This is a genomic window from Ruegeria meonggei (assembly GCF_900172215.1).
GTDB lineage: Bacteria > Pseudomonadota > Alphaproteobacteria > Rhodobacterales > Rhodobacteraceae > Ruegeria > Ruegeria meonggei.
On record NZ_FWFP01000009.1, the window covers coordinates 136,349 to 159,398 of the forward strand.

Consider the following 23,050-nt stretch of genomic DNA (forward strand, 5'->3'; position numbering starts at 1 on the left):
CCTAAAGGGGCGCTGTATGGAACGGAAACTGGTAGCCATACTTGCAGCGGACGTCGTCGGCTATTCTGGGATGATGTGTGATGATGAGGAAGGCACACTCGCGACACTCGCGACCTGTAGAACGATCATCGATGGTTGTATCGAAAGTGCAGGCGGGCGAATATTTGGCAGCGCTGGCGACAGCGTATTGGCAGAATTTCATAGCTCTGTTGCTGCTGTCCGCACCGCGCTGGAGATGCAGCACCGCCTGACCGCTCAGAATGCTGACTTGTCTGAAAACTCACGAATGGTCTTCCGGATTGGAGTTAATCTGGGCGATGTGGTCAGCGATGGAGACAATCTTCTCGGCGACGGCGTGAACGTCGCCTCTCGGCTCGAAGCGTTGGCGCCCCCTGGCGGTATTTGCATTTCCCGCCAAGTGGCCGAGCAAATCGCTGGAAAGCTGGATGAAGGTTTCGCTAGTGCGGGGCTGAAAGGTCTGAAAAACATTCCTACACCACTGGAGGTTTTTGTTTGGCCGGCTACGGCTGCCCGGTCCATTCGAATGCAACCGAAATACGTCCGCTGGGCAGCTGCAATTGCCTTGGGTGCAACACTTGCGATTGCGGCGTTTTGGTATAGCCATACATTGTCAAGCGCTTCCAAGCTTCCAACGGGCGCTCGGATCGCGCTGGTGCCATTCAAAAATCTCAGCGCTGAGCTCGGTGACACATATTTCAGCGATGGGCTGAGCCGGGATATCAATGCGTTGCTTGCCAGGTTTTCCAACCTTTTTGTCATCGCGCCCGAAGCCATGTTGGCCTTCCGTGACGACACAGGTTGCGAAGATCTGCGCAAAAAGCTTGGCGCAGACTTTATCCTGCGAGGCACGGTGCAGCGCTCGACTGATCAGCTTCGGGTTACGACTACTCTGACCGATGCAAAAAGCTGCCGTCAGCTAACATCACCTGGACCCTTCGATGTCGATTTGAATGCGGAACGATTGCTTGAAGTCCAGCTCGACATTGCCCGCAAGGTTGCGTCGGCCATCGGGTCCAGCGATGCACCATTATTTAAATCAGCCATCGCACAGGAGATCAGGAATAAGGCGCCAGACAGTCTTGATGCGTATGAATGTGTGTTCTTGTCGTTTTGGTTCTATCAAACATTCACCATCGAGGATCATCGAATTGCGCGCGACTGCCTGCTACGCACGGTTGAGGCGGAACCTGATTATTCACTGGCCTGGTCACGGCTCGCCTACAATTTTCTGGAATCTAAGAAGCGCCAATTGGATACGCAGCCGGACTGGTCGGAGCAGGCGCGGCGGGCCGCCAATAAGGCACTTGAGGCTGATCGGGAAAACCCGGATGCATATTACGCACTGGCGATCCACAGCCGTATGGTCGGGGAGAGCACAGATATCTTCCGAAATTACGCGCAACGCGCAATCGATCTCAATCCTAACGACTCCTGGATTCTCGCCGATTTGGGGATCTTTCTGGCATATTCGGGAGAATGGGAGGCTGGTGAAACCTGGATCACTCGGGCGCGGGAACTCAATCCTCAGCTTCATCCCGGTTATGGCAATGCCTTTCACCTGCATGCAATCGTGCGGGGCGACTACGATGAAGCATTGGCCGAAATAGCTGGTATGGGTGGTGCACGTCGCCCCATGAACATGGCATCCACCGCCGCAGCTTTGGCGTTAAATGGCGAACTGGACGCAGCGAGAAACCTGGTCAATGAACTAAGAAAAGAGTTTCCTGAAGCAATCAAAGACCCACTGGCCCCTTTCCGCGCACGTGACATGCCGAAAGACCTGATCGAAAAACTACGTGAAGGGCTCAATCTAGCAGGGCTGGTCGTTTGAGTCGCGTAGCTTCTGTCCAAGGGTCTTGAGCCATTGGTCTGTTTCAGGACAGGTCCGCTACTGGTTCTGTGTATTGATGACAGTTGGTAATGAGTCAAAACGACAAAGGGTGAGTGATGTGATATTAGGTATTCTTGAGGTCATCATGCAGGCGGCAACCCTACCAATGGGAGAGGCGCGTCATGATCATGCGGATATTTCAAGTCACAGCGAAAGAAGGCAAAGAGGAGGAGTTCGGTGACTTCTTCCACAACACGGCCATACCACTGATGCGGGGAACCGAAGGGATCGTGCAGGTTCTTCCCGGTGCGGCGCGGGCCGACAGTCCAAGAGAATTCAGTTTCGTTATGATCTGGAAAAACCTTGCCTCTCTCAAGGCGTTTGTTGGCGATGATTACCAATCGGCGCATGTGGATCCTTCGGAAGCCGAATTGGTCGAATCCAGATCAATCAAACATTACGATTTCGTGGAGTAACGCAAATGGCTGCCGAAGCAACACAGGAAGAACTCCAAGCGGGTCGTGGATACGAAGCTCTGTTTGTGCCAGCGCTATTTGCACCTTGGTGCGACCATTTGATTGGCGGCGCAAGAATACGCGAAGGTGCGCACGTTTTGGATGTTGCGTGTGGTACAGGCGTGTTGACGCGAGCAGCACGCGAGTGTTCTGGACATACTGGTCGCGTGGTCGGACTTGATCCTGCACCCGGCATGATTGCAGCGGCAAGAGAAGTTGAACCCAATATCGAGTGGGTTCTGGGCAGTGCCGAAGAGCTGCCCTTCGCGGATGACTCGTTTGATTGCGTGATCTCTCAATTTGGAATGATGTTTTTTCAGGACCTGCGGAAAGCGACACGCGAAATGTATCGGGTGACCAAACCGGGCGGCAGGTTGGGGGTGGCGATCTGGCACACTATCGACCAGAACCCTGCATATCGGGATATCGTCGCCGTGTTGGAGGAATATGTGTCGCCAGAGGCCGCAAATTCAGTGAGATTGCCTTTCAGTTTAGGCGCCCCCGACGAAGTCGCGACCATCTTGTCGCAAGCTGGATTTGAGGACATTGCCTTTGAATCCAAAAGCGAGCAGGCAACCTTTCCCAGCACCCGGACAATGGTGGAAGTTGAACTGCGGGGTTGGCTGCCGCTGTTTGACATACATCTCAGTGAAGAAAAAATCGCAGAAGTTCTGATCAAATCTGATGTGAAACTTTCGAAATACGCAACGCCAACCGGTAAAGCAGTTTTTCCGACGACGGCCTACATTATGACCGCCCGTAAACCGGAATAGGCAACGTATGTGATCTGTAGAAACTTGATCCAGATTTGGCGATCCGGCAGGTTTGGGTCTTTTCCGTCTCGAAAATCTACCCACTGAGTAATTCAGAGTGTGGCAGAAAGCGATATGAGAGATCATTTTCTTCCAGACGCAACCAAATGGCTGAGTGACCAAATTGACATTGATCAAGCTGTAACGCTTGCGATGAAGTAGGCTGGTTGCATCACGATGTTCAACCGAACTCCTGAGATAATAATGATAGCTCAGTCCTCGCCTTGGATGCGCCCGGCCGCAGTAATCGCCGCACTCTTTGGTCTCCTGACTACTTTTTCCGGGGGGATGGTGTTGTTTGGCGTTTCGACCGTGAAATCCGCAGCCGGGGACGCGGTGCCAATAGTGCTTTGGTTCAATTTCCTTGCGGGGTTCGTTTATGTTGTTGGTGCTGTCGCACTTTATAAATCCGCAGCTTGGGCGCGGCGAATTGCTTGGGCAATCGGCATTTGCACAGCTCTGGTGTTCTTGGTTTTGATAGCAATGGCGCTTGGCGGTACGCCCTTTGAATGGCGAACAGTTGGAGCAATGACTATACGCTCCGGATTCTGGCTGGCTATAGCAATCGCGCTTTCCAGGGGTGCATGAAATCAGCAACCTCAATTGTCTACCTTTCCGCGAAGATGCCGTTTTGCCTTGTGATATCCGATCTAAGCGCCAATTCGACGGCGCTATGCAGCTTCTAGACCCAGCCAAAGACCGCTAAGCTGTTCGCGATTGGAGGAAACGGGTTTGGCACGCCTTCTGAAATCCGAAACGGTTGATCATTCAGTTGAAGAACGGCTCGACGACAGACTTGCCCGTCGCAGTGAGGACAGTTTTGACGAAGCTGAACGAAACGGCCTCATGCTCGCCGCGAAGGTTCGAACTTTCGCGCTATGTATCGTTTTGGTCTGGGTGGCGGTCGACACGCAAAGTCGCGGGATTGGCTTTCTCTACGATGTGTCCCAAGTTGCTGTGTTCGCGGTTCTTGGCATCATGCAATTCTATTTCGCGAAATATAGCGCGCACGCCAGGGTGCTGAATTATGCCTTCGTGGCGGTGGACTGCGCATTGCTGGCCCTCATCTCCAGTATTCAGAACCCTTTTACCGAGCACGATATGCCACCTGCGATCCTGATGAATGGAAGCCAGTTTACCTATTTCTATTTGTTCCTGATGCAGGCTGCATTCAGCTTTCGTCCAAGTCTGGTTCTCTGGTGTGGTCTATGTATTGTTGCTGCGCGCACAGGAATGCTGGTTTGGTTTGTGAACCAGCCCGGGACCTTCACAAACCTTGATTTAACCGAGCGAACGATTGAGGATTTGTTGTTGGCTCGTTCTGATCCCAACTTCATTTTTCTTGGGTTTTGGGTGCAAGAAATACTCGTATGCTTGCTGGTAGCCGCAGGCCTTGCAGCATTGGTACGCCGGTCACGTTGGCTCGTCGAAAGCCGAATTCGCTCGGAAAGGTCACGCACCAATCTTGCTCGCTATTTCTCGCCAAACGTCGTGGATCGTCTCGCGAGTTCTGAAGATAATTTGGGAGAAGCACGTGAACAAGAAGTCGCAGTCATGTTCGTCGATATCATTGGTTTCACGACGATGTGCGAGAACGACACGCCTGGAGAGGTCGTTTCTTTCCTGCGGAGGTATCATGATCGTCTGGGTAAGGCAGTTTTTGAGAACGGCGGGACACTTGATAAGTATCTCGGCGACGGGCTTATGGCGACTTTCGGTACGCCGGAGCCTGGTGGGCAAGATGCCAGAGACGCGCTTCAATGCGCATTTGACATGCTAGATTCATTGGATGATTGGAACCGCGAAAGAAAGGCTGCGGGGCTTCCTCAGGTGCGGATTGGGATTGGTATCCACTACGGGCCTGTTGTTTCTGGTGACATCGGAAATCAACGTCGCCTCGAATACAGCGTTATTGGTGACACAGTGAATGTTGCAAGCAGGCTTGAGCAACTTACGAGAACGCTTGAATGCTCATTGGTGGTCAGCGCTTCCGTGATTCAGGCGATACATCCGACCGATGATTCTGGCAATTCCTTGGTTGAGCGGTTGGAGCCTGCCGGGGAGCATGCCTTGAGGGGCAGGCGTGGAAAGATAGGTGTCTGGGCCTATCCGCCAAAGACATCACGTCGAGTGGCCGACCTTATTCGATAAGATGGAACAACTCGACTGCACCCGTAATGCCGCGAATATTGTGGACACCGCACACAGAAAACAGTTCCGGTGCCGCTTCTGCGACGGCGGTTGTCGTCAGCACTCTGCGTCCCAATGATTTGGTTAAGCCTTCAATCCTACTCGCAACATTGACCGCGCTACCCAACACTGTGAAATCGAGCCTGCCGGGGCTGCCAATATCGCCGTAGCTAACCTGCCCGACATTGATGCCAATTCCGATGTCTAGTGTCGGTTTTCCCTGCTCAACGCGCCTTTTATCTAACGCGGCAAGACCGGTGAGCGCGTCTTGCGCAGCACGCACCGACTGACGGCATTGGTGGATGCGATCTCGGGGTGCCGCAATCGTAAAAACGGACAAAACTCCGTCGCCCATGAATTTGAGAACGTCCCCTCCGTTATCCTCAACAGCCTGAACGATCAGGTCAAAGTAGCCATCCAGCGCATCGAAAACGTCCTCCTCATCTGCGGTATCCGTCAACGCGGTAAAACCACGAAGGTCAGAGAACATCACGACAGCTTCTAGGGACGTGCGCTCACCTCGTTTAATCGTTCCGTTGTAAACGGCTTCGGATGGTCCATTGCCAAGATATGTACGAAGCAGACTCTGGGAAGACTTGCGCATGGTGATCGGTTCCATGGCCGAAGACAGGGCTGGCAACGCGACTTCGATCATCTCCAGATGTTGGTTCGAGAACCCATCCTTGGAACGTGTGACGAATGTACATCCGTGCAGTGATCCGTCCCCGTAGTATAGCAGTGTCGCATAATAATCCGTGCCACCAAGTTCAGCGAACTCAAGGTAAGATACGTGGTCCGTTTCCGGGTCGAGACCGCGCAGACTTTTGTGCAGTGGGCGCCTGTGCTCCAGAATGTAATCGAATGAACTGCCAACATAGCCATCTGTGAGCATACGAGCATGAGTCACATCGTAGCTTTCAGTTTCTTCAGGTGTCCAGACAACGCCCCACGCAATAAGCAAGGGGTTGGCGAACCGCTGGCCAATGTTGACACGCCATAGCGGTACACCTGCCTCGATTAGTGAAGTGCAGAAATGCGATACGATCCTACCCGGATCGTTCGAGCAGCGTCCGTCATTCATCATCCAGGCGGCAAGCTGAGCAATATGTTCCATCGTGGCAGAATAGTTTCCAAAAGATTCATAGCAAAGCCTCTTGACTTGAATGGCCTGAAGCAATCCCGTGTATGGCGCAGCCGAAAACTGATGATATCGTATCTGACATAGTGGTGGTCCAATTCCTTTAACTGGCCTTATCGCTATTGCGAGAGAAGCTAGTTTCCGTCAGGACATCGGATCTCAGTTCCTGCTCGTTAAGTCATCAATCGACCCACCATCACGCAGAAAGTCGCTCCAGATCCACGCCATTCGGTCAACAAACCATATCTTGCCACCAGAGATCACAACAATGCCAAGGCATGTGAATCCCAAGCCGTACGCCCAAAGGCCGTCTGCAAACGGCAAAAGACCCAATCCGCTGACATAGGCAAGTACTTTGGCCGCTCGTATATGATAAGCAGCAATTTTATCTCGGTGCTGCAGCCAGACACGCTCGCCCAATACACCTTGGGCTGACCAGCTCTCGAAGGTCTTAGGTCGGGAAAACGCACGCGGATTGATCCAGACCCAGACCAAAACCACGCCGACGGCAACCCATGCCCAACCACCAATCCACGCCCGACTCCAGATCGCCAGCGCCAAAAGGGGCAGCGGTGTCAGCACGCGGGTCCAGACCGACCAAGGGTTTGTATGCCGCAACCAAACCTCGTCTTTCATACCCATGAGGCGTTCGGAAAGTCGAACTATGTCCATCGGGTCACTCCAGAAACTGCAAACCCATTATTGAGATTGAATCCATCCGCTACTGATCACAACCGCTTTCAAGTCTCGTCCTTTGGCTAAGATCAGGCGCTCGCGTTTACATGGCGAGTATCCGGATCGATCCTGACAAGGCTTGAAAAACATATCTGGCCCGAACCTTGCTTGAGTGTATTCTTGTCACATTTTGGAGCTTTGGGGGGCTGAAGTGACTGATACAGCAGACTTTGAGATAATGGAACGCCAAGGATGGGCGGATCCGTCTATTGCTAAAGGGTATGCCGACGGCTTTGAAATGGCGACGCGCCTAGTTGCCAGAAAGCTTGCAGACGAAGTCGCTGCTGGGCCGAATTGCAAAGCTCTTGATCTGTGCACCGGACACGGTGTCGTAGCAGCAGAGCTTGTAGCCCGTGGCTCGGATGTAACCGGCTTGGATTTCTCTGAACCGATGATTGAGCTTGCCCAATCAGCTGTTCCGACCGCGCGGTTCGTTCAGGGTGATGCAATGGCAATGGAGTTTCCAGATGATACCTTTGATGCAGTCACAATCGGGTTCGGCGTCCCACATTTTCCAGACCCCGAACGCGGTCTGAAAGAAGTGACCAGAGTGCTGAAACCGGGTGGTAGAGTTGCCTTCTCGATTTGGCGTGGCAAAGGATCAGAAGGCGCGTTTGGCTGGCTGTTCGATGCTGTTGAACGTCTGGCTGACCCATCTATCTCACTGCCTTCGGGCCCGGATGCGCACATGCTCGTAGACGGCGGAATTGCCAAACCAATGGTCGAAAATGCAGGTTTCCACAATGTGCGGCTTATCGATGTTGCAAGTGAATTGTGCGTTTCAGATCCTCAGGTGCTTTTTGATGTTTTTGATGGGGGTGCAGTGCGTGCGGCATCACTCCTCAAGCGCCAGCCGAAAGAACGGCGTGATGCAATACGTGCGGATTTGGCAACGCTCGTTCAGGCGGAAGCAAACACAGACATTCGAGGTTACTTTGTGCCTGCCCCTTCAGTTGTTATCACAGCTCTGTCCAAAGGCTAAGCTGCTTCGCGGTAGATCGGTTTCGCCGGATAATACTTGGAGGGATCGTCCATTGACGCCGCATGGACGTAGATGCAGTCACTCATCCGTTCACTTCTGCGGGTTAGTGGCGATCCACAGTTCGGGCAAAATCCACTAAAGGTCAACCGTCCTGATCCTCCTGTCATTTCAAATGTTTTGAGTGCGTCACCAATTGAAAGAGAATTGGCTACAAGTGGCACAATCTCTGAATGCCCTGTTCCGGTGAGTTGCTGGCAATCGCGGCAGTGGCAGCGAAACATCGGAGCGTCTGAACGAAACCCAGAATATCGCACCAACCCACATTTGCAGCCTCCTTCGATCTTATCATCCATGTCCTCTCCTCCACCTGGAAAGGATAGAACGGCCAGCTCTTTGTGTCAGCTTGAACCTGCCGCTCCAAGGTAACGAGGGCCGGCTATAGGTCGGAACGGTACAGCCACGCTTGTTCAGAAACTCCGGCGGTTCGCGCCTAAATATGCGTAGCCGAAACCGCTAATGGAGAAAGCGTCCGAACGGGCAAGTAAACACCTCGGTTTTGCAGAAGATCTGATCATTGTTATTGTGGACGCAGAGTAATGTCGGTTTTCGAAGGGTGCAAAATGGCGCGGAAACTTCCAGACGAGGGTGACAAGAAATTTTTGGTTTATGCAGGTACAGGTACGGACCTGATCTTTAACCACGGTATCGAGCTCCCGGGATTTGCGTCGTTTCCCTTGCTGGAGAAGCCCTCCACCCGGGATGTTCTGGCCGGGCAAATGCAAGCGCTCGTGCAATTGGCTGGCGAATTGGGTGTTGGGTGTATTCTCGACGCGCCAACATGGATGGCAAATGCCGACCGTGCCGCACCTTTGGGCTATGATGCTGAACGTCTTCGTGAGGTAAACAAAGATGGTGTCGCACTGATGGAGGAGGTGCGCATGGCAGCTGGTCGAGATGACGTATTGGTTTCTGCCTGCGTTGGGCCAAGACGCGACCCCTATGCAGACATCCCACCCATGACAGTTGAACAGTCGCGCAATTACCACGGTGCGCAACTTGCTGTTCTGAAAGAAACCAGTGTTGATCTGGTGACCGCGTACACGTTCAACCGCCTAAGCGAGGCCGCTGGCTGTGTTCTGACTGCAAGAGATATTCGTTTACCGATCATTATGTCATTGGTAGTCGAAACTGATGGGTGCCTGGCTGATGGGACAAAACTTGTCGATGCCATAGACCAGATCGAAGCAGAAACAGACGGCGCGGCTCTGTTCTACATGGTCAACTGCTCGCACCCGACGCACTTTGCCGACGCGCTCAACGCGCATCCAAGGCTCAAAGGTGTTGTTGCCAATGCATCAAGTTGTTCGCACGCAGAACTGGATGAGGCAGATACATTGGACGAAGGAGATCCCGTGCAGCTTGGCAAAGAAATTGCGGATGTCATGCGGGAAAACCCGTCTATCAGGGTGTTTGGCGGTTGCTGCGGTACGGATATGCGACACCTGAGGGAAATGGCTTTGGAGGTAGATCGCAGATAGCGCTGCTATTTTACTAACGGCGGCGTATCACCGTATGTGTGAAGCTTGATGATAGACTTTACAGGGAAAAACAGTGATCCGTGAAGTAATTCCGATGAGATGCTGGCGAAGCGTCAAGACAGGTGTTTGACTTTGCTTTTATAGACCGTGGACCAAACGTGTTCTACCGTCTCCTTCACGCAACTCAATTTGAGAAGCTCAACTGACACCTGCAGGATGGAGACTGACGATGTTTGCTGCGAGGATGAATAGCTTTCGCACTCAAATGCAAGAAGCCGGAATCGACGTTGCTCTCATCACCGATGACGACAACGTCTATTATCTGACGGGCTATTATGACTACCTGCATATGGAGTTCGGGCGTCCAACCATCCTGGTTGTGCACAGGTCAGGTGAAAGCCTGTTGATCACGCCGACAATAGACCTGAATGCGGCACGTTCGGCCGCTCATGTTGACCGTATTTCGGCCTGGAATGACGGTATGGGCGAAGAGTGGCGGTCGGAGTTACCCAAAGCGGTCAAGACCGCAAAGCGCATTGGGATCGAGCTTGATCACATGCCACCAGTTGTGCGGGCATATCTGGATACGTTGGTCCCGGTGGAAAACCTAGTCAGCGCCACGCCGATACTGGCTGAGATGCGAATGATAAAATCCGCCCAGGAACTTCAATTGGCCCGGCATGCCGGGCAGGTGGCAAGCGCTATGATGAACGCCGGACGCGACGCGATTGCAGACGGAGTACCGGAGTTCGAAGTTGCGATTGCCACGTCCCAGGCCGGAACACGAAAGGCCGCAGGGCTTTTATTAGCGCATTACGATGACGCGGATATGTCGCCCAACACTCATTTTTTACAAATAATGGCGTCGGGCGACACCATCACCAAAACCCATCATCGCGCCTCAACCCGGATCATGAAACGAGGCGAACCGGTATTTTTGTGCTTTTGCGGCATGACCAATTTTCACCGCTTCAAACTGGGCTTTGACCGCACCTTTTGGATCGGCGAGTTGGATGACAAACAACAAGAGCATATCTATGAGGTTGCCGTGGCCAGTCAGGCTGCAGCACTTGCTGAACTGCGACCATGGGTGACCGCGGAAAGTGTCCATGCCGCCTATGCCGAGGTTATACAGGGGGCGGGTTTTGAATACCCGTTCCGGTGTGGCCGCGCGACTGGCTACAGTTTTTTGGAAAAGCCACAGTTGGTCACCGGCGACACGACAGTATTGCAGCCAGGGATGGTTTTCGCTGTTGATGGTTCAGTATCAGTCGATACATTTCGTGCGCAGGTCGGCGACAGTTTCATAATCACCGAAGATGGCTGGGAAGCAATAACAGAACATCCAAAGTCCTTGGATGCAGTTATCCTTTGACTTTCCAACCAACGCCGTCTTTTGAATGCATTTACACAGCGAATAGTCGAGATGGCGAGCCGGGCCTCAACATTTTGAAAATTTTGCTCCACGATCTCGCGATTACGTTGCATCTTTAGACATCCGCAACGCGAATGGGTGCGCGAAGTTGGAAGGACAATCGGCACCTTCGAAAGTGCAGTTTCAGAGGCAAATAAGCTACTTTGGGACCCGGCGATTGGAATGTATAGCTGGCAGTGCATTGGAGAAAAAGGCGTGGCGGAAAACTTACGTTAACAGCCATTGCTCGATTGGGGGGTAGAGGGAAAATGAGTGCCGATTCTGAAACCTACCAAGGAATCTGCTATTGCGGCGCATGTAGTGTTGCTACCGCCGGTGAACCGATGGTCATGGCTTATTGTCATTGCCACTCTTGCAGAAAATGGCATTCGGCGCCGGTTAATGCATGGTGTCTCTGGTCGGCAGACAATGTCTCGTTGTCAGGACCGACGGTTCAATCGGACAAGAATGATGAAAGCCATCGTGTTTCCTGTGGTAAATGCGGGGGTGCATTGGTGAATATCAAACCTGGTAAGGACATCGTTGCGGTCTACGCGATGTCGCTGCACGAATCCGGGTTGAGCTTTGAGCCAACCTTTCACATCTTCTATGGCGAGCGTGTTTTCGACATGGCCGACGGCCTGCCGAAGTGGAAGACGGTTCCGACATCGTTCGGAGGGGATGGTGTCGCTATGCCCGAACCGGACAAAACCGGTTGGATTTCCTTGAACACGCGAGCCCAAGGGTGAAGCGCAAACTTACCTCGATCTTGGCTGCCGACATTGTCGGCTTCTCGCGGCTTGTGGAAGCTGCCGAGGAAGCCACGCTGGCGCGTCAGAAAGAACTGCGCCTGTCCGTGTTCGACCCCGGCATCAAGCAGGCTGGGGGTAAGATCATCAAGTCGACAGGCGATGGATTTCTGGCCGAGTTTTCAAGCGTAGTGGAAGCGGTTCGCTTCGCGATAGCGGCGCAAGAAGCGGTTCGCGCAGACGAAGAATCCGTGCCTCAGAATCGGCAGATCGGTTACCGCATGGGCCTTCACATAGGCGATGTGATTGTTGACGATGGCGATATCTATGGCGACGGTGTGAATCTTGCAGCTCGCTTAGAAGGCGCTGCCCCGAAGGGCGGTATCTGCATCTCAGCTGCCGTCCGTGACAAGATCGTTGGTGTAATGGACGAGCTGTTCGCCGATGTCGGTGAGTTGGCGCTGAAAAACATCTCGCGCCCGATCCACGCCTTTGTCTGGCCCCCCGACCAAGGTGGTGCACTGAACAGTGCCACCACACCGTCCATCGGGGCTACATCCCAAAAACCAACGATAGCCCTCGCCGCCTTCGAAGCCCTTGGCAACAATGACGATGCCAAGATGTTGGCAGAGGCCTGCAATCACACGGTAGAGGCGGCGCTTGCCAATCTTACGGGGGTGAATCTGATCGCCCTCGATGCGGACCCGGATCATATCGCCACCGCAGTGTTTCAGGCGTCCGGCAACCAGGTCCGTACCACCCTAAAGCTACGCGAGACGAGCCCGTCAGCAACCTATCTGACCCAGCGGATGAACGGTGATCTTTCCGACCCCTTCTTGGCAGAAGATCTGTTGTCGGGCGAAATCGCGACAACGATCCGTTATGGAATTCTGCAACGAATTGCTGAGCGTGCAGCTGAGACAGAGACAAACGACCCCGAGGCAATGCTGAATCTTGCGGGGCACTACATGATGGGATCGCAGCCTGAAGAATGGGAGGCTGCGGGCCGTCTGTTGGACAGGATCCTGACACTCCAGCCACGCAATTTCATGGCTGTTGGGATGAAGGCGAACACGTTGATCGGCGAATTGGTATGGGGTTACCGTCCGATACGCCCGGAGGATATCGAAGCCTCCGACGCAGGGCTGAGCAAGGCGGTTTCGTTGAATGATCAAAGCGACTACGTGCACCTGATCCGGGGGATTTTTCACTACGGTATTACCGGCGATTTGGATGCGGCGGTGCGGTGTGTTGAACGTGGGTTCGAAATCAGTCCGCAGTTTGCCCAGGGGCATATGGTACTGGGCTGGATTCAGAATTTGATGGGCCAACCAGAGTTAGCGCTGAAGTCCATCAAAAAGGGCTCATTTTCTCTGGCCAAGAACCGGATATATCACCGTGTCCCACAAGCGTTGGCCCAGACATATCTGGTTATGGGCGATTTCGAGAATGCCATCGCCAATGCCAACCGGGCTCTACAAAACTCGCCGGGGTTGCCGGTCGCACAATTATATCTTGCCAGTGCGGCTGGTCAGGCTGGTTTACCTGATCAAGGAGAAAGGGCGCGGGACGCCCTATTGGCGTCCGATCCGGACTTCCGGATTAGCGGCGTGCGCAGGTTCCATTTTCAGGACCCCACACGTTGGGGCGCAATCCTGGATGGGCTTCGCGCGGTGGGGCTGCCCGAGTAAGCTCTCTCGGGAAATTCTGTGTTGAAGTGTGCTAACATCAATCCCCGAGGGGGACATTATGCACAACAAAGTAATGGCCGTTTTTGTTTTACTCGTGAGTTCAGGGCAGGCAATCGCCCTCGATTGTGGTGACAAAACAAACTCGTGCAAAATCGAAACCGGAGAATATCATATCGTCCTTCCGGACGATTGGCAGGGTGGACCTGCTGTGATGCACCTGCACGGTTATGGCGGTACAGGTGAGAAGATTGTAGGGAACATGGCGTTTGTTGAAGAATTCACCAAGCGAGGATACGCATTTATCGCGCCGACCGCGCTCCCTTGGTTGGATGGTAAACCCACCGACTGGTCTGTTCGAGACGGTTGGAACACCTACCCCCGCTCAGACGCAAGGTTTCTCCGTGAAGTTTTGGCCGACGCTGCCTTTCATGCAAACGTGAATGTGGGCCGGGTGTTGCTGACAGGGTTTTCCAGAGGCGGATCAATGGCCTTGGAAGTTGCTTGTCGTGCACCGGATTTGGCTCTTGGTTACGCGCCGGCCTCCGGTGGATTCTGGCTCCCGGCGACCGAAGATTGTCTAAAGCCGGTACACTTGCTCCATACCCACGGGTTTGCCGACAAAGTTGTTCCGCTTGAAGGTCGCGCAATACACAGCGAGGAGTTTGACGTTACCATCACGCAAGCAGATATCTGGCAAGGCCTGTCGGTATGGCGGCAAGAAAACAAATGCCCACCCAATGCTGCACATCGCGAAATGACCGAGGGTCTGTGGCGCAAACGCTGGAACTGCGAATACGGTAGTCTCGAAATCACTCTGCACGACGGAGGGCACGGTTACCCAAAAGGATGGAGCTCCATAGCGCTTGATTGATTTGAAAGTCTGGAAAACTGACGCACCATCAATTCCAATGAAATTTGGTTTTGCCACGGTGAGATTTAGAAGAGCTTGTGGGTCGCTCGGCTGGCCAAAAGGCACGTCTTCTAGATTTTAGTTAGAAACGCAGAGCGGATAGCCGTTTTCATGGCATCCAATGGCCCGGTTTCCTGTGAACCGGCTGCCGCCATCACTAGCTTCGAGGCGGGCGTTCTGCTGAAGCCAAGGGTCTCGCCCACTATTGACAGATCGGCATGAAGTGAGGAACGCCCCAGCAGACCAGCCGCGATCCCAGCTTCTACTGCCGCGATTACGCCAGAAACACTTTGGCTTGAATAGATGATGCGATATGGTTTCGAACGGCGCTCCAGAGAAGCGATTGCCGCATCGCGCCACCAGCAGGCGTGATCGAACAAGGCAACGGGCAAAACTTCTTCTGCGCGGAAATTCCGATGCGCGGATGAGACCCAGCATGTTGGATCTTCGTACAACAGTTCTTCATGTTTCCCTAGGCGTTCCACCTCATAGATTGCGAGGTCCAGAGATCCTTTATCGAGCGCGTCGGGAAATCCCGCACTGATAGCGCAGGTTACCTCCAGTTCGACTTGTGGATGGTGACGCGTAAACGCGGCAATAATCTGCGCCAGCTTAGCTCGGCCATGATCATCGGGAATGCCCACGCGCAGTTTTCCGGTCACGGCAGTTTGGGAAATGTCCCTCAATGCCACGTCGAGGCGGTTGGTCACGTCCTGAGCAACAGGCAATAGCCGATGACCTGTATCACTTAGGATAACTCCGCGCCCGTGCCGCATAAATACGGGTTGGCCGAGGATGGATTCGAGGCGTTTGATTTGAAGGCTTGTGGCAGATTGGGACCTATGGATGCGTGCGGCGCCATCCGTGACGCTGCCTGCTTCGGCGACGGCAACAAAGGTACGCAACAAATCGCTATCCAGATTTTCCATTCGAAACGCCAATATCAGTGATTAAAACTATTCGTTTCACACATGTCTGTTCATCTCCTATTTTTCAAGATCAAAGGAGTATCCTATGACCGATCAGACAATTGCCCGCCGGCAATCAGGTAAGGCCTACATGGTCTGGGGCGTGTGCCTATTGCTGCTGGTCAGCATCGGTTTCGTCTGGCCGGAGCACATTGCGGACGCCACCAGGTTTGTCCTCTGGGGCCTCGTTGTCGTTGCCCCGATAGTTATCCCGGGCATCGTTCTGGCGGCCTGGATCATCGCCAGCGGAGCAGACACCCACATTGCAGGCGTGTTCGAAGGCAGGACTCTTCGGACGGTGGTGGCCGCATCATTGATCGGGGCCATTACGCCAGTTTGTGGTGTCACCGTACTGCCATTGATGGCTGGGTTGTTGGCTGCTGGCGTGCCGCTTGCCCCGATCATGGCTTTTTGGTTGTCATCCCCGATCACAGACCCTGCGATGCTCGCAACGACGGCTGCCACTCTGGGATTGAGCTTTGCAATTGGCAAAACGTTCGCAGCATTCGGATTGGGTGTGTTCGGAGGGGCGGTTACCAGCTTGTTTGCCAAAGCACCTTGGGCATTGAACGCGCTTCGCAACAATGGTCTGGCACGCCAACTCAGCACGGCGCGATGTGGCAATGACCAAACCTTCGATCCATGGGTTTGGAGAACTCAAGCGCGTCGGCATTCATTCAGCAAACAATTCTGGGCGACGGCACGGCTTATCTTAATCTGCCTGATCCCTGCCTTTGCGGCCGAATACGCGTTGAATGCTGCTCTGACCCCAGGAATACTTGCGACTTACGTAGGCGAGGATCAATGGTGGGCCATACCCGCTGCGGTATTTGTTGGCGCCCCAGCCTATATCGATGGCTACGCCGCACTCCCTCTAACGCGCGGGCTGATTGACAACGGCATGTCTGAAGGTGCCGCCATGGCCTTTTTGGTTTCAGGTGGTGTGGTCAGTATCTGGGGCGCAATGGCCATCGCCCCAGTTCTCAAACTGAAGCCATTCTTGCTCTATCTTTTGCTTGCCATTTTGGGATCTCTCGCCGCGGGATGTGCTTTTGGGTGGATCGCCTGATCGCGCACGAGAACTTGAGCAGGCATCGGCAAAGCACAATTCAAATCCGTAATTCGGCCATAGAACCGTTGCCGAGGAAAACGAAGGCTTTTGGCTCGTTCGGCTAAATGGAATAGAATGCACGTCACGGCCTTCCGCAGAATTTGGGCTTCAGAAACTGGATTCCAGTTCCGCAATTTATCACAAGCGCGAACGGGCTTCGTCCTTCAGATGGGGGTTGAATTTTGCCGCCCAGAATGCACCTATGATTGAGAGATAGCCCTTCAAAGCTGAAGAAGGTGCGCGACAGCTGCCATCAATTGAGAGCGTTTTTCGAACCGCGCAAATTTATGGGCAAATCGTGCAAGCTTATGCGCAAATACCGCGCAGAATTATGGGCGAACACAGCCGAATTTCCTGAATGAATTCAATGACAGCAATGCAGCGTTATGAGAACACCTACATATTTTTGTAGGGAAGCGCAAAAAACTGCAATCGCCCCAAAAGATTGCATAGTTTGCTCAAAAACCTGCATGATTTCCCCTTGGGGTGGCGTTTTAAGTTTCTAGATCAGCCATGAGTTGTTTCGCGGATAATGCGCGGTGAACCTTGGTTGGATCAAGGACTTCGTTTTCGCTTACACACGATAACCAGCGCCACTATTTGTTTGAGGCAAGACAAACCCGCGCAATCCTGGTGTTCAAATTTTGCTTTCAGCCCGAAGCGGCATTCAGAGTTCATCTTTTCAGATTCCGATATGCCCAACAGAAATGCTCTCTTGCTCCAAGAGAACTACCGTTTAGTTCGAATTTGGGACTTCAGAAAGACTCTCGACGCCTACAGCGCAGCGAGCTCAGGGCGAAGATAGGCTTCAGGATAGGGCATTGGCCTAAAGGGCCCGTAAGGAACGACGCCATTCCAACTGCGCCCAAAATATCCTTGGCGGCAATGTATAAGGGACCCGGCATTCGCAATGCCGGGCAGCGCGTATACACGGCAAAGCCACCGCCACAAGTAGGGGTAATCTAGGATCCTCGCACCGTTGAGCTTCATCCGCACATAGTAGACGGGATCGTGACGGTAGAGCGTTGGGAACAGGCGCAGATCGGCTTCTGAGAAGTGAGCGCCCGTCAAAAATGGCCTGCCATCGGAGAGGAGCTTGTCCAACTGTTCGAGTGTCTCGAAGTAGGCGTCAAACGCTGTGGCATAGATCTTTTGATCGGACGAAAACCCGGCCTTGTAGGCGCCGTTGTTGATTGCCGTGTAGATCAAATCGTTCAGGTCGTGCAATTGCTGTCGCAGTTCGTCGTCGTCGGGGTAAAGCCTAACGCGCTCCGCTGCCGGGATGGTGCTGCCAAGAGCATCTGCTGCGACATCCAACATTCGGATAATTTCGGCGCTTTCGTTGTTCACGATGCGGCCGGTGATCTTGTCATACAGGATCGGAAGGGATTGCTCTTCGGAGCCTTCGGCACGGTAGATCTTTTTGGCAAGGCGCAGCCCTCTGCCAGTGCCAGTTTCCCCGGTGCACTCCGGCAAAGTCTCACCTGTGAGTGTCGCTATCCGGTCGGGCGCAAATTCCCACAGGTTCGACCCTTCTGGATCGTCATCACCGGTGCGGTTCGGAAAGGCCACATCCATCGTGACGCTGTTGTTCAGGCCCAGCACACTGCGCGCCAGCGTAACTCTGTGACACCACGGGCAATTCAGCGCCACGAACAGGTGATAGCGGCCGGGTGCTGCCGGAAACTCAGGATCGCCAATGGCAAGGCGAAAGCCGCTGACGCCGCGCACGAATTCACCCCGTGCGCGACGCTCATTTTTGGCAGCTTGGTCTTCTTCAGTAGATGTGTCGGTCATGACGTCAGAATCATCCTCTGAGCCGGTGATGCAAGATGATTGGCACGGCTAATTCTTCCTCATCACTCAAATGCCGTTTCAGGAACGCTTCAATCATCTCGCTTGTCGCATGAACCTTTCCGACTTCATCATAAGCCTGGGCCTCATCCAGGGCAGATAGCTTGATCACACGGTTCGCTGTCCGGGTGAAGTCATCAAGCACCTTATCCAGTTCGGAGTGGTCTTGTTCCAGTAGTTCAAGCCCCGCATCAAAGCGCGGGTCCGCAGCTGACAGTTCAGGGAAATAGCTGTGATCTTCCCAGCCATGATGACCATGCAGGTTCCCAACCAGATTGCCGCCGTAGTAGGACAGCCGCCCGGCATAGCCGTCCAAACCCATATCGTTGTTCAACAACCCTTCCGTATCCAGCCGAATGCGCTCTGCCACGCGGCGGAACATCTGATGCGCGCCCAGCCAGTGTCGGGTTTTTTCCTTGAACCCGGGATGAGCATCCCAGCTGTCGCGGGGGTAATGATTCAAGAGAAACCGCATCTCTTGGGGCATGTCGTCTTGGCGGACAGTGTATGTATCGAGCATCGGTCGTCTCCTTTCGAGGCATAGGTGGGAGGTCGGACCAGCCCTCACCAGTAGCGCAAGACGCACAGTGGCTATGCATCAGCGAACCCCCGCGAAGTGGATGCCATTCAGATCAGCGATCTCGCGTTTCTAGGTTGTGACGTCGCGTTGCGTGAAACCAGACAGGCTGTCATGGCCACAGGCCCGGGCGAGTACCTGCATTAATTCAAAAAAATGGCATCAAAGTATCGCGCGAGCTGTTCCGTGCCGAGCTGCACATCTAGCCGCTCGTGCAGCTCGTAGAAGCGATAGGGATCAACTGGTGGTTTTGACCGAACTAGACGTGTGGAGTCTGCCAGTGTTTCGCTGCAATGGCGGACATCGGCTCGCAGCCCAGCATGAGGCAAATGTGCTCTCCAGCTGATCCATGTAGTGACTGGTCGCAGCCCAAAGCATCCATTGGTCGTGGCTGTAAAGAACGCCAAGAGTACACTAAGGGCGCCAAAATCAGCGTGCTTTCTTGATCTTTATCTTGTCAAGTTTCGCTCTACTCTTGGTCGATTCTTCGGAGCGCGTGAGAGCTTTGGCTATGGCCTTCAAGCCCATCCCTTTTGACACTAGTAGGTGCAATTTTTGAATTTCCTCTTGTGTCCAAGCTTGACGGTGGCGCTCAAAACGTTCTGCCATGGTTTTCGTCTACCCTATCAATTTGCCTGATCTGTCATAAAGCACGGTCGTCGTGTTGACACCAGCTCAAGGGCAATCGCTAGTATTTTCGCGAAACAGCGGTGATGCAAAACGCGACAAATGACGGCACCTAGCCCATAGCAGTCATTCGTTCTTGAGCCGATATCAGATGCGGCTGCCAACCAAATCACCAAAGTCTCAGAAGAACGTCTCCAACGACGCCTTGAGTGATATCCAGCGTAGGAATAGCAAGCAAAAAATTCCCGCGATGCCCAAACTTAGTGAAACGACACGCGCCAACCGGAATGTGTGCATCTCGCCGGTCCACCATTCTCGCGAAAGGTAGTTGATGTAGTCGCCATGCGCGTTGAACATGGCATTTCGCATATCAGGCCTATAGCCTGTAACCACCGGCTTCTTGTTCCTGAATTTGTCGTGCACTTTCCAGAACAATGGCAATCTCGGTTTCCAATGATCGGAAAATACTTGTGCTTCCAATGCTGCAAGTTCATGGACGCTGTAGCGTTCTCCCACTCTGGCTGCAAACTCCATGTCTCCCTTGGCAAGCTCCAAGACATGTGGGCGAAAGGCCTTAAATATTAGGTTGGAAAACAGAAGGAGCAGACTGCCAAAGAAAACCAGCCTCATCTTTGCTACACCAGTTAGAAAAAACGGTGTTTCTGCGCCCGGCTCAACTCCAGCGATCACCCGAAATGAAGCGATTTCCGCAATTTGGTCGTTGAATAGGATCAGATAACCAATGATTGGCACCAATGCGACGACCCGCGTTAAGTCATTGTTGGCAACTCGTTCGACAGACTGCCATTGGGTGAACTTCCAATCCGAGTGAAACTTCATTGAATTGCGCTACTCCTATCAGAGCGTGGTCTATCAAGCACGCTAGAGGCCGTTCCCCTATTCGTTCTGAGAACGGTACTTCATTGAAAACTTGACGGAAAGCTGCTGGAACTGTCTATTTGAGACATAATATTCAATTTCAAGTTGTAGGGACATAGATGACTGAAAAGTTGCCAGATTACCTGGCTTAAGGCGAAGCTGCCCGTTTGTTCCCCGTTCTCTCAACCACGTCAAAGGAAGGCCGAACAACATCCATTGTGTTGGCCTGTATGGTTCAGATTGAAGAGCTGGGAGCCGCGTTGCAGCAATCAATAGGCCAGAAGCGTTGAAAACGGGCCCAAGTTCATGCTTTCACCGAGGTTGTGTTCAAGAACCAATCCAAGACAATCAAGGATCGGCCCGACGGATTGATCGTCCTGAAGGTTGGCACCCGCGAGTGGAAGGCTCTTGTCGAAACCAAAGTTGGGAACAACACCCTCGATGCGGAGCAAATTGAAAGATACCGTGCTCTTGCCAAAGAGAACGGCGTCGATTGCGTCATCACGATATCCAATCAATTCGCGACTACGCCGACCGCGCACCCTGTTGAGGAAGTCAGGAAGAGCAGGTCCAAGATTCCCGTTTATCACTGGTCATGGATGCATGTGGTCACGACTGCGGAGTTGCTGATCAGCAATGAGCAGGTCGAAGATAAGGACCAACTATTGTTGCTGAATGAGCTTCGACGCTTCCTCAATCACGAGAGCGCTGGCATCCAGGGCTTCCTTAGGATGCCCAAAGAATGGGGCGATCTCAACAAACTGGTGTCTTCAGGCGGTGTTATTCCGGCCCGGTCGCCAGAGGCGCAGATCGTAGTCGATGCTTGGCACCAGGAGACCCGAGACCTGTCGCTGATCTTGAGCCGATTGGTGGAAACATCCGTCAGTGAGAAACTGTCGCGCAAGCACATCAATGATCCGGCTCAGCGAAAAAAGGATGAGCTGCTGATGCTTCGCGAACACCACCAGCTCCAATGCACATTGGATGTTCCGGATACGGCCGCCCCTATCGAAGTCACCGCAGACCTGAAGCGGCGGTGCGTCGACGTTGGTATGACCATCCGAGCACCTGAAGATAAGAAATCGACAAAAGCCAGGCTGAATTGGCTTCTTCGGCAGATCAAGGTCGACAACATGGATGGGCTGTATATTCGCTTGCTTTGGCCTGGTGCCAGCGAGCCGACGCAGCACTTAGTCTCAGAACTCCGGGAAGACATTGATATCTGCCAAGAAGGCAAGGACCATCTGGTTACGCACGGCTTCCACGTTTTCTTGTCCAAGCGCCTCGGCGGGCGGTTCACACAACAGGCCAACTTCATATCCGACTTAGAAGAAGTCGTTCCTCTATTTTATGGCGAAGTGGGCGCAAATCTGTCCGTCTGGAAAAAGGCTGCGCCTAGGATCAAACATGACAAACCAACAGCTGAAGATGTATCGTTAGACGCTATTGCAGAGGATGCGGAAGATTTCGAAGGCTGAATTAAGCCACAGAAAAATTGCTCTAAGAGCGCCCTTATGTTCAAGAGGGACTCAGCACACCATCAGCCCAAACCAGACCTTCAGTTTGAGCCAACGACACCCTTGGGGGGGGCGCTTTCTGCAAGTGCTCGGTTTCAGTAGCCTGGAATTGAAAGCTGCCGTTGAACTATAGTGGCGCGCATTTGCATATGCTGCGAGTCGTAACTAGGGGTGCACTGCCCAGTAAGCGGACTTTGCAAATTTCGAAGAACGATCATTGCGAATCTTTGCCAAGACCATTTGGAGCAGCCGCTATGAGGAACTGGCTGGACACGCCATTGATCACTACTTGCTGTTCTGTCGTAATTTCGCGCCAGTTGCGGGTCGCTTTGATTGCAAAGTCAGGCGATGGTCACTGTCCCGAATTGGTTTTCGCGATACTGCAAAGCAGATCAACATGTCGATCCAACCAATCCTCGTCCAATGCCTCGTGACGTATGAGCTTGCGGAAGTAGGGGGCAGCAACTGCTAGTTCTATGAGCTGATCAACCGGAACGTCGGCGGTGATCTCACCGCGACCTACTGCGGCTGCAAATACTGCTTCAACACTCGCGAACCTGTCTTTCATGAATTCCGTTATCACTAGCCTTGCTTCCTCGTCGTTGGACGCAGCAGCGACCACCTGAGGCGCGATTTGGCCCCACGGTGTGTCATTCAAGGCTCCCATCAGTACTCCGAGTAACCAGCGCAGATCAGATCGTAGCGGGCCATCGGTTTTGGGCGGTATGTTTGGCGGTGTTGCGATGCGCCGGAATGCTGCATCACGCAGACTGCGCGCATCTGGCCAGTGCCTGTAAAGTGTACTGCGCGAAATGCCCGTTGCCTTTGAAACTGCGCCATGAGTTACGTGCAGCACGCCTTCATCCATCAGTATCCTTTGTGCCGCATCAAGCGCCGTCTGTCGTGTGGCGATCAGCCTAGGATCTTCTTTCAATCACCCCTCCTATTGAACATTTTGTTGCATAGTAGAACATTTTGTTCTAAAAGTCTG

General features: G+C 53.2%; 20 protein-coding genes. 12 read left to right on the top strand and 8 right to left on the bottom strand.

From position 1 onward, the window contains the following. Positions 1-16: 16 nt before the first annotated feature. From RUM8411_RS15520 to RUM8411_RS15540, 4 genes are all read left to right on the top strand, one after another. Positions 17-1,852, top strand: a complete 1,836-nt coding sequence (locus tag RUM8411_RS15520; RefSeq protein WP_085823631.1) for an adenylate/guanylate cyclase domain-containing protein — start codon at positions 17-19, stop codon at positions 1,850-1,852. A gap of 182 nt (positions 1,853-2,034) precedes the next feature. After that, a complete protein-coding gene (locus RUM8411_RS15525; RefSeq protein ID WP_085823632.1) occupies positions 2,035-2,328 on the top strand; it encodes a putative quinol monooxygenase in 294 nt (97 codons plus the stop codon). A gap of 5 nt (positions 2,329-2,333) precedes the next feature. Further along, entirely contained in the window at positions 2,334-3,140 is an 807-nt protein-coding gene (locus RUM8411_RS15530; protein WP_085823633.1) for a methyltransferase domain-containing protein, read from the top strand. Positions 3,141-3,911: 771 nt separating this feature from the next. After that, positions 3,912-5,330 carry an adenylate/guanylate cyclase domain-containing protein gene (locus RUM8411_RS15540; RefSeq protein WP_085823635.1) on the top strand — a complete coding sequence of 473 codons (1,419 nt, stop codon included), beginning with the start codon at positions 3,912-3,914 and terminating at the stop codon, positions 5,328-5,330. Here RUM8411_RS15540 and RUM8411_RS15545 read toward each other — a convergent pair. Beyond that, positions 5,320-6,483: an adenylate/guanylate cyclase domain-containing protein gene (locus RUM8411_RS15545; RefSeq protein WP_085823636.1), complete on the bottom strand. Its 1,164-nt coding sequence runs from the start codon at positions 6,481-6,483 to the stop codon at positions 5,320-5,322. The genes RUM8411_RS15540 and RUM8411_RS15545 overlap by 11 nt on opposite strands. Positions 6,484-6,666: 183 nt before the next feature. Continuing rightward, on the bottom strand, positions 6,667-7,179 hold the full coding sequence (locus tag RUM8411_RS15550) for a DUF6653 family protein (RefSeq protein ID WP_085823637.1): 513 nt from the start codon (positions 7,177-7,179) through the stop codon (positions 6,667-6,669). A gap of 214 nt (positions 7,180-7,393) precedes the next feature. Between RUM8411_RS15550 and RUM8411_RS15555 the strand changes: the two genes are divergently transcribed. Next, entirely contained in the window at positions 7,394-8,224 is an 831-nt protein-coding gene (locus tag RUM8411_RS15555) for a class I SAM-dependent methyltransferase (protein ID WP_234995256.1), read from the top strand. Here the strand turns inward: RUM8411_RS15555 and RUM8411_RS15560 are convergent. Continuing rightward, complete coding sequence (locus tag RUM8411_RS15560) at positions 8,221-8,577, bottom strand: GFA family protein (RefSeq protein WP_085823639.1); 357 nt, start codon at positions 8,575-8,577, stop codon at positions 8,221-8,223. The genes RUM8411_RS15555 and RUM8411_RS15560 overlap by 4 nt on opposite strands. A 267-nt stretch (positions 8,578-8,844) precedes the next feature. On the opposite strand from RUM8411_RS15560, the gene RUM8411_RS15565 reads away from it, so the two are divergent. The 5 genes from RUM8411_RS15565 to RUM8411_RS15585 all read left to right on the top strand — a co-directional run bounded on the left by RUM8411_RS15565 (position 8,845) and on the right by RUM8411_RS15585 (position 14,487). Further along, entirely contained in the window at positions 8,845-9,762 is a 918-nt protein-coding gene (locus tag RUM8411_RS15565; protein WP_234995257.1) for a homocysteine S-methyltransferase family protein, read from the top strand. A 229-nt stretch (positions 9,763-9,991) separates the two neighbouring features. Beyond that, complete coding sequence (locus RUM8411_RS15570; protein ID WP_085823641.1) at positions 9,992-11,137, top strand: M24 family metallopeptidase; 1,146 nt, start codon at positions 9,992-9,994, stop codon at positions 11,135-11,137. 308 nt (positions 11,138-11,445) lie between these two features. Then, positions 11,446-11,925, top strand: coding sequence for a GFA family protein (locus RUM8411_RS15575; protein WP_085823700.1), 480 nt, complete (start codon positions 11,446-11,448; stop codon positions 11,923-11,925). Continuing rightward, a complete protein-coding gene (locus tag RUM8411_RS15580; RefSeq protein WP_159453908.1) occupies positions 11,922-13,616 on the top strand; it encodes an adenylate/guanylate cyclase domain-containing protein in 1,695 nt (564 codons plus the stop codon). The genes RUM8411_RS15575 and RUM8411_RS15580 overlap by 4 nt, the downstream gene beginning before the upstream one ends. Before the next feature lie 58 nt (positions 13,617-13,674). Then, positions 13,675-14,487: a CE1 family esterase gene (locus tag RUM8411_RS15585; RefSeq protein WP_085823643.1), complete on the top strand. Its 813-nt coding sequence runs from the start codon at positions 13,675-13,677 to the stop codon at positions 14,485-14,487. 110 nt (positions 14,488-14,597) lie between these two features. On the opposite strand, the gene RUM8411_RS15590 is transcribed toward RUM8411_RS15585, so the two are convergent. After that, positions 14,598-15,455 (bottom strand): LysR substrate-binding domain-containing protein, encoded by an 858-nt coding sequence (locus RUM8411_RS15590; protein WP_085823644.1) that lies wholly within the window; start codon positions 15,453-15,455, stop codon positions 14,598-14,600. 85 nt (positions 15,456-15,540) lie between these two features. On the opposite strand from RUM8411_RS15590, the gene RUM8411_RS15595 reads away from it, so the two are divergent. Further along, the gene (locus RUM8411_RS15595) at positions 15,541-16,563 is read left to right on the top strand and encodes a permease (RefSeq protein WP_085823645.1); all 1,023 of its coding nucleotides are present in this window, start codon (positions 15,541-15,543) and stop codon (positions 16,561-16,563) included. Between the two features lie 816 nt (positions 16,564-17,379). Here RUM8411_RS15595 and RUM8411_RS15600 read toward each other — a convergent pair. The 3 genes from RUM8411_RS15600 to RUM8411_RS15615 all read right to left on the bottom strand — a co-directional run bounded on the left by RUM8411_RS15600 (position 17,380) and on the right by RUM8411_RS15615 (position 20,503). After that, positions 17,380-18,402, bottom strand: coding sequence for a glutathione S-transferase C-terminal domain-containing protein (locus tag RUM8411_RS15600; protein WP_085823646.1), 1,023 nt, complete (start codon positions 18,400-18,402; stop codon positions 17,380-17,382). 10 nt (positions 18,403-18,412) lie between these two features. Beyond that, positions 18,413-18,979 (bottom strand): hemerythrin domain-containing protein, encoded by a 567-nt coding sequence (locus RUM8411_RS15605; protein ID WP_085823647.1) that lies wholly within the window; start codon positions 18,977-18,979, stop codon positions 18,413-18,415. Positions 18,980-19,843: 864 nt separating this feature from the next. Beyond that, positions 19,844-20,503 (bottom strand): hypothetical protein, encoded by a 660-nt coding sequence (locus RUM8411_RS15615; protein WP_234995258.1) that lies wholly within the window; start codon positions 20,501-20,503, stop codon positions 19,844-19,846. Between the two features lie 407 nt (positions 20,504-20,910). Here RUM8411_RS15615 and RUM8411_RS15620 point away from each other — a divergent pair, with 407 nt between their 5' ends. Further along, positions 20,911-22,020, top strand: a complete 1,110-nt coding sequence (locus RUM8411_RS15620; RefSeq protein ID WP_234995259.1) for a hypothetical protein — start codon at positions 20,911-20,913, stop codon at positions 22,018-22,020. Between the two features lie 391 nt (positions 22,021-22,411). On the opposite strand, the gene RUM8411_RS15625 is transcribed toward RUM8411_RS15620, so the two are convergent. Beyond that, on the bottom strand, positions 22,412-22,993 hold the full coding sequence (locus RUM8411_RS15625; RefSeq protein ID WP_085823648.1) for a TetR/AcrR family transcriptional regulator: 582 nt from the start codon (positions 22,991-22,993) through the stop codon (positions 22,412-22,414). Positions 22,994-23,050: the final 57 nt, after the last annotated feature.

Excerpts from the sequence above, each read along its gene's own strand:
- RUM8411_RS15520 (WP_085823631.1), top strand. The coding sequence starts at position 17 with ATGGAACGGAAACTGGTAGCCATACTTGCAGCGGACGTCGTCGGCTAT.
- RUM8411_RS15525 (WP_085823632.1), top strand. The coding sequence starts at position 2,035 with ATGATCATGCGGATATTTCAAGTCACAGCGAAAGAAGGCAAAGAGGAG.
- RUM8411_RS15530 (WP_085823633.1), top strand. The coding sequence starts at position 2,334 with ATGGCTGCCGAAGCAACACAGGAAGAACTCCAAGCGGGTCGTGGATAC.
- RUM8411_RS15545 (WP_085823636.1), bottom strand. The coding sequence starts at position 6,483 with ATGGAACATATTGCTCAGCTTGCCGCCTGGATGATGAATGACGGACGC.
- RUM8411_RS15550 (WP_085823637.1), bottom strand. The coding sequence starts at position 7,179 with ATGGACATAGTTCGACTTTCCGAACGCCTCATGGGTATGAAAGACGAG.
- RUM8411_RS15560 (WP_085823639.1), bottom strand. The coding sequence starts at position 8,577 with ATGGATGATAAGATCGAAGGAGGCTGCAAATGTGGGTTGGTGCGATAT.
- RUM8411_RS15565 (WP_234995257.1), top strand. The coding sequence starts at position 8,845 with ATGGCGCGGAAACTTCCAGACGAGGGTGACAAGAAATTTTTGGTTTAT.
- RUM8411_RS15570 (WP_085823641.1), top strand. The coding sequence starts at position 9,992 with ATGTTTGCTGCGAGGATGAATAGCTTTCGCACTCAAATGCAAGAAGCC.
- RUM8411_RS15575 (WP_085823700.1), top strand. The coding sequence starts at position 11,446 with ATGAGTGCCGATTCTGAAACCTACCAAGGAATCTGCTATTGCGGCGCA.
- RUM8411_RS15585 (WP_085823643.1), top strand. The coding sequence starts at position 13,675 with ATGCACAACAAAGTAATGGCCGTTTTTGTTTTACTCGTGAGTTCAGGG.
- RUM8411_RS15590 (WP_085823644.1), bottom strand. The coding sequence starts at position 15,455 with ATGGAAAATCTGGATAGCGATTTGTTGCGTACCTTTGTTGCCGTCGCC.
- RUM8411_RS15595 (WP_085823645.1), top strand. The coding sequence starts at position 15,541 with ATGACCGATCAGACAATTGCCCGCCGGCAATCAGGTAAGGCCTACATG.
- RUM8411_RS15600 (WP_085823646.1), bottom strand. The coding sequence starts at position 18,402 with ATGACCGACACATCTACTGAAGAAGACCAAGCTGCCAAAAATGAGCGT.
- RUM8411_RS15605 (WP_085823647.1), bottom strand. The coding sequence starts at position 18,979 with ATGCTCGATACATACACTGTCCGCCAAGACGACATGCCCCAAGAGATG.
- RUM8411_RS15615 (WP_234995258.1), bottom strand. The coding sequence starts at position 20,503 with ATGAAGTTTCACTCGGATTGGAAGTTCACCCAATGGCAGTCTGTCGAA.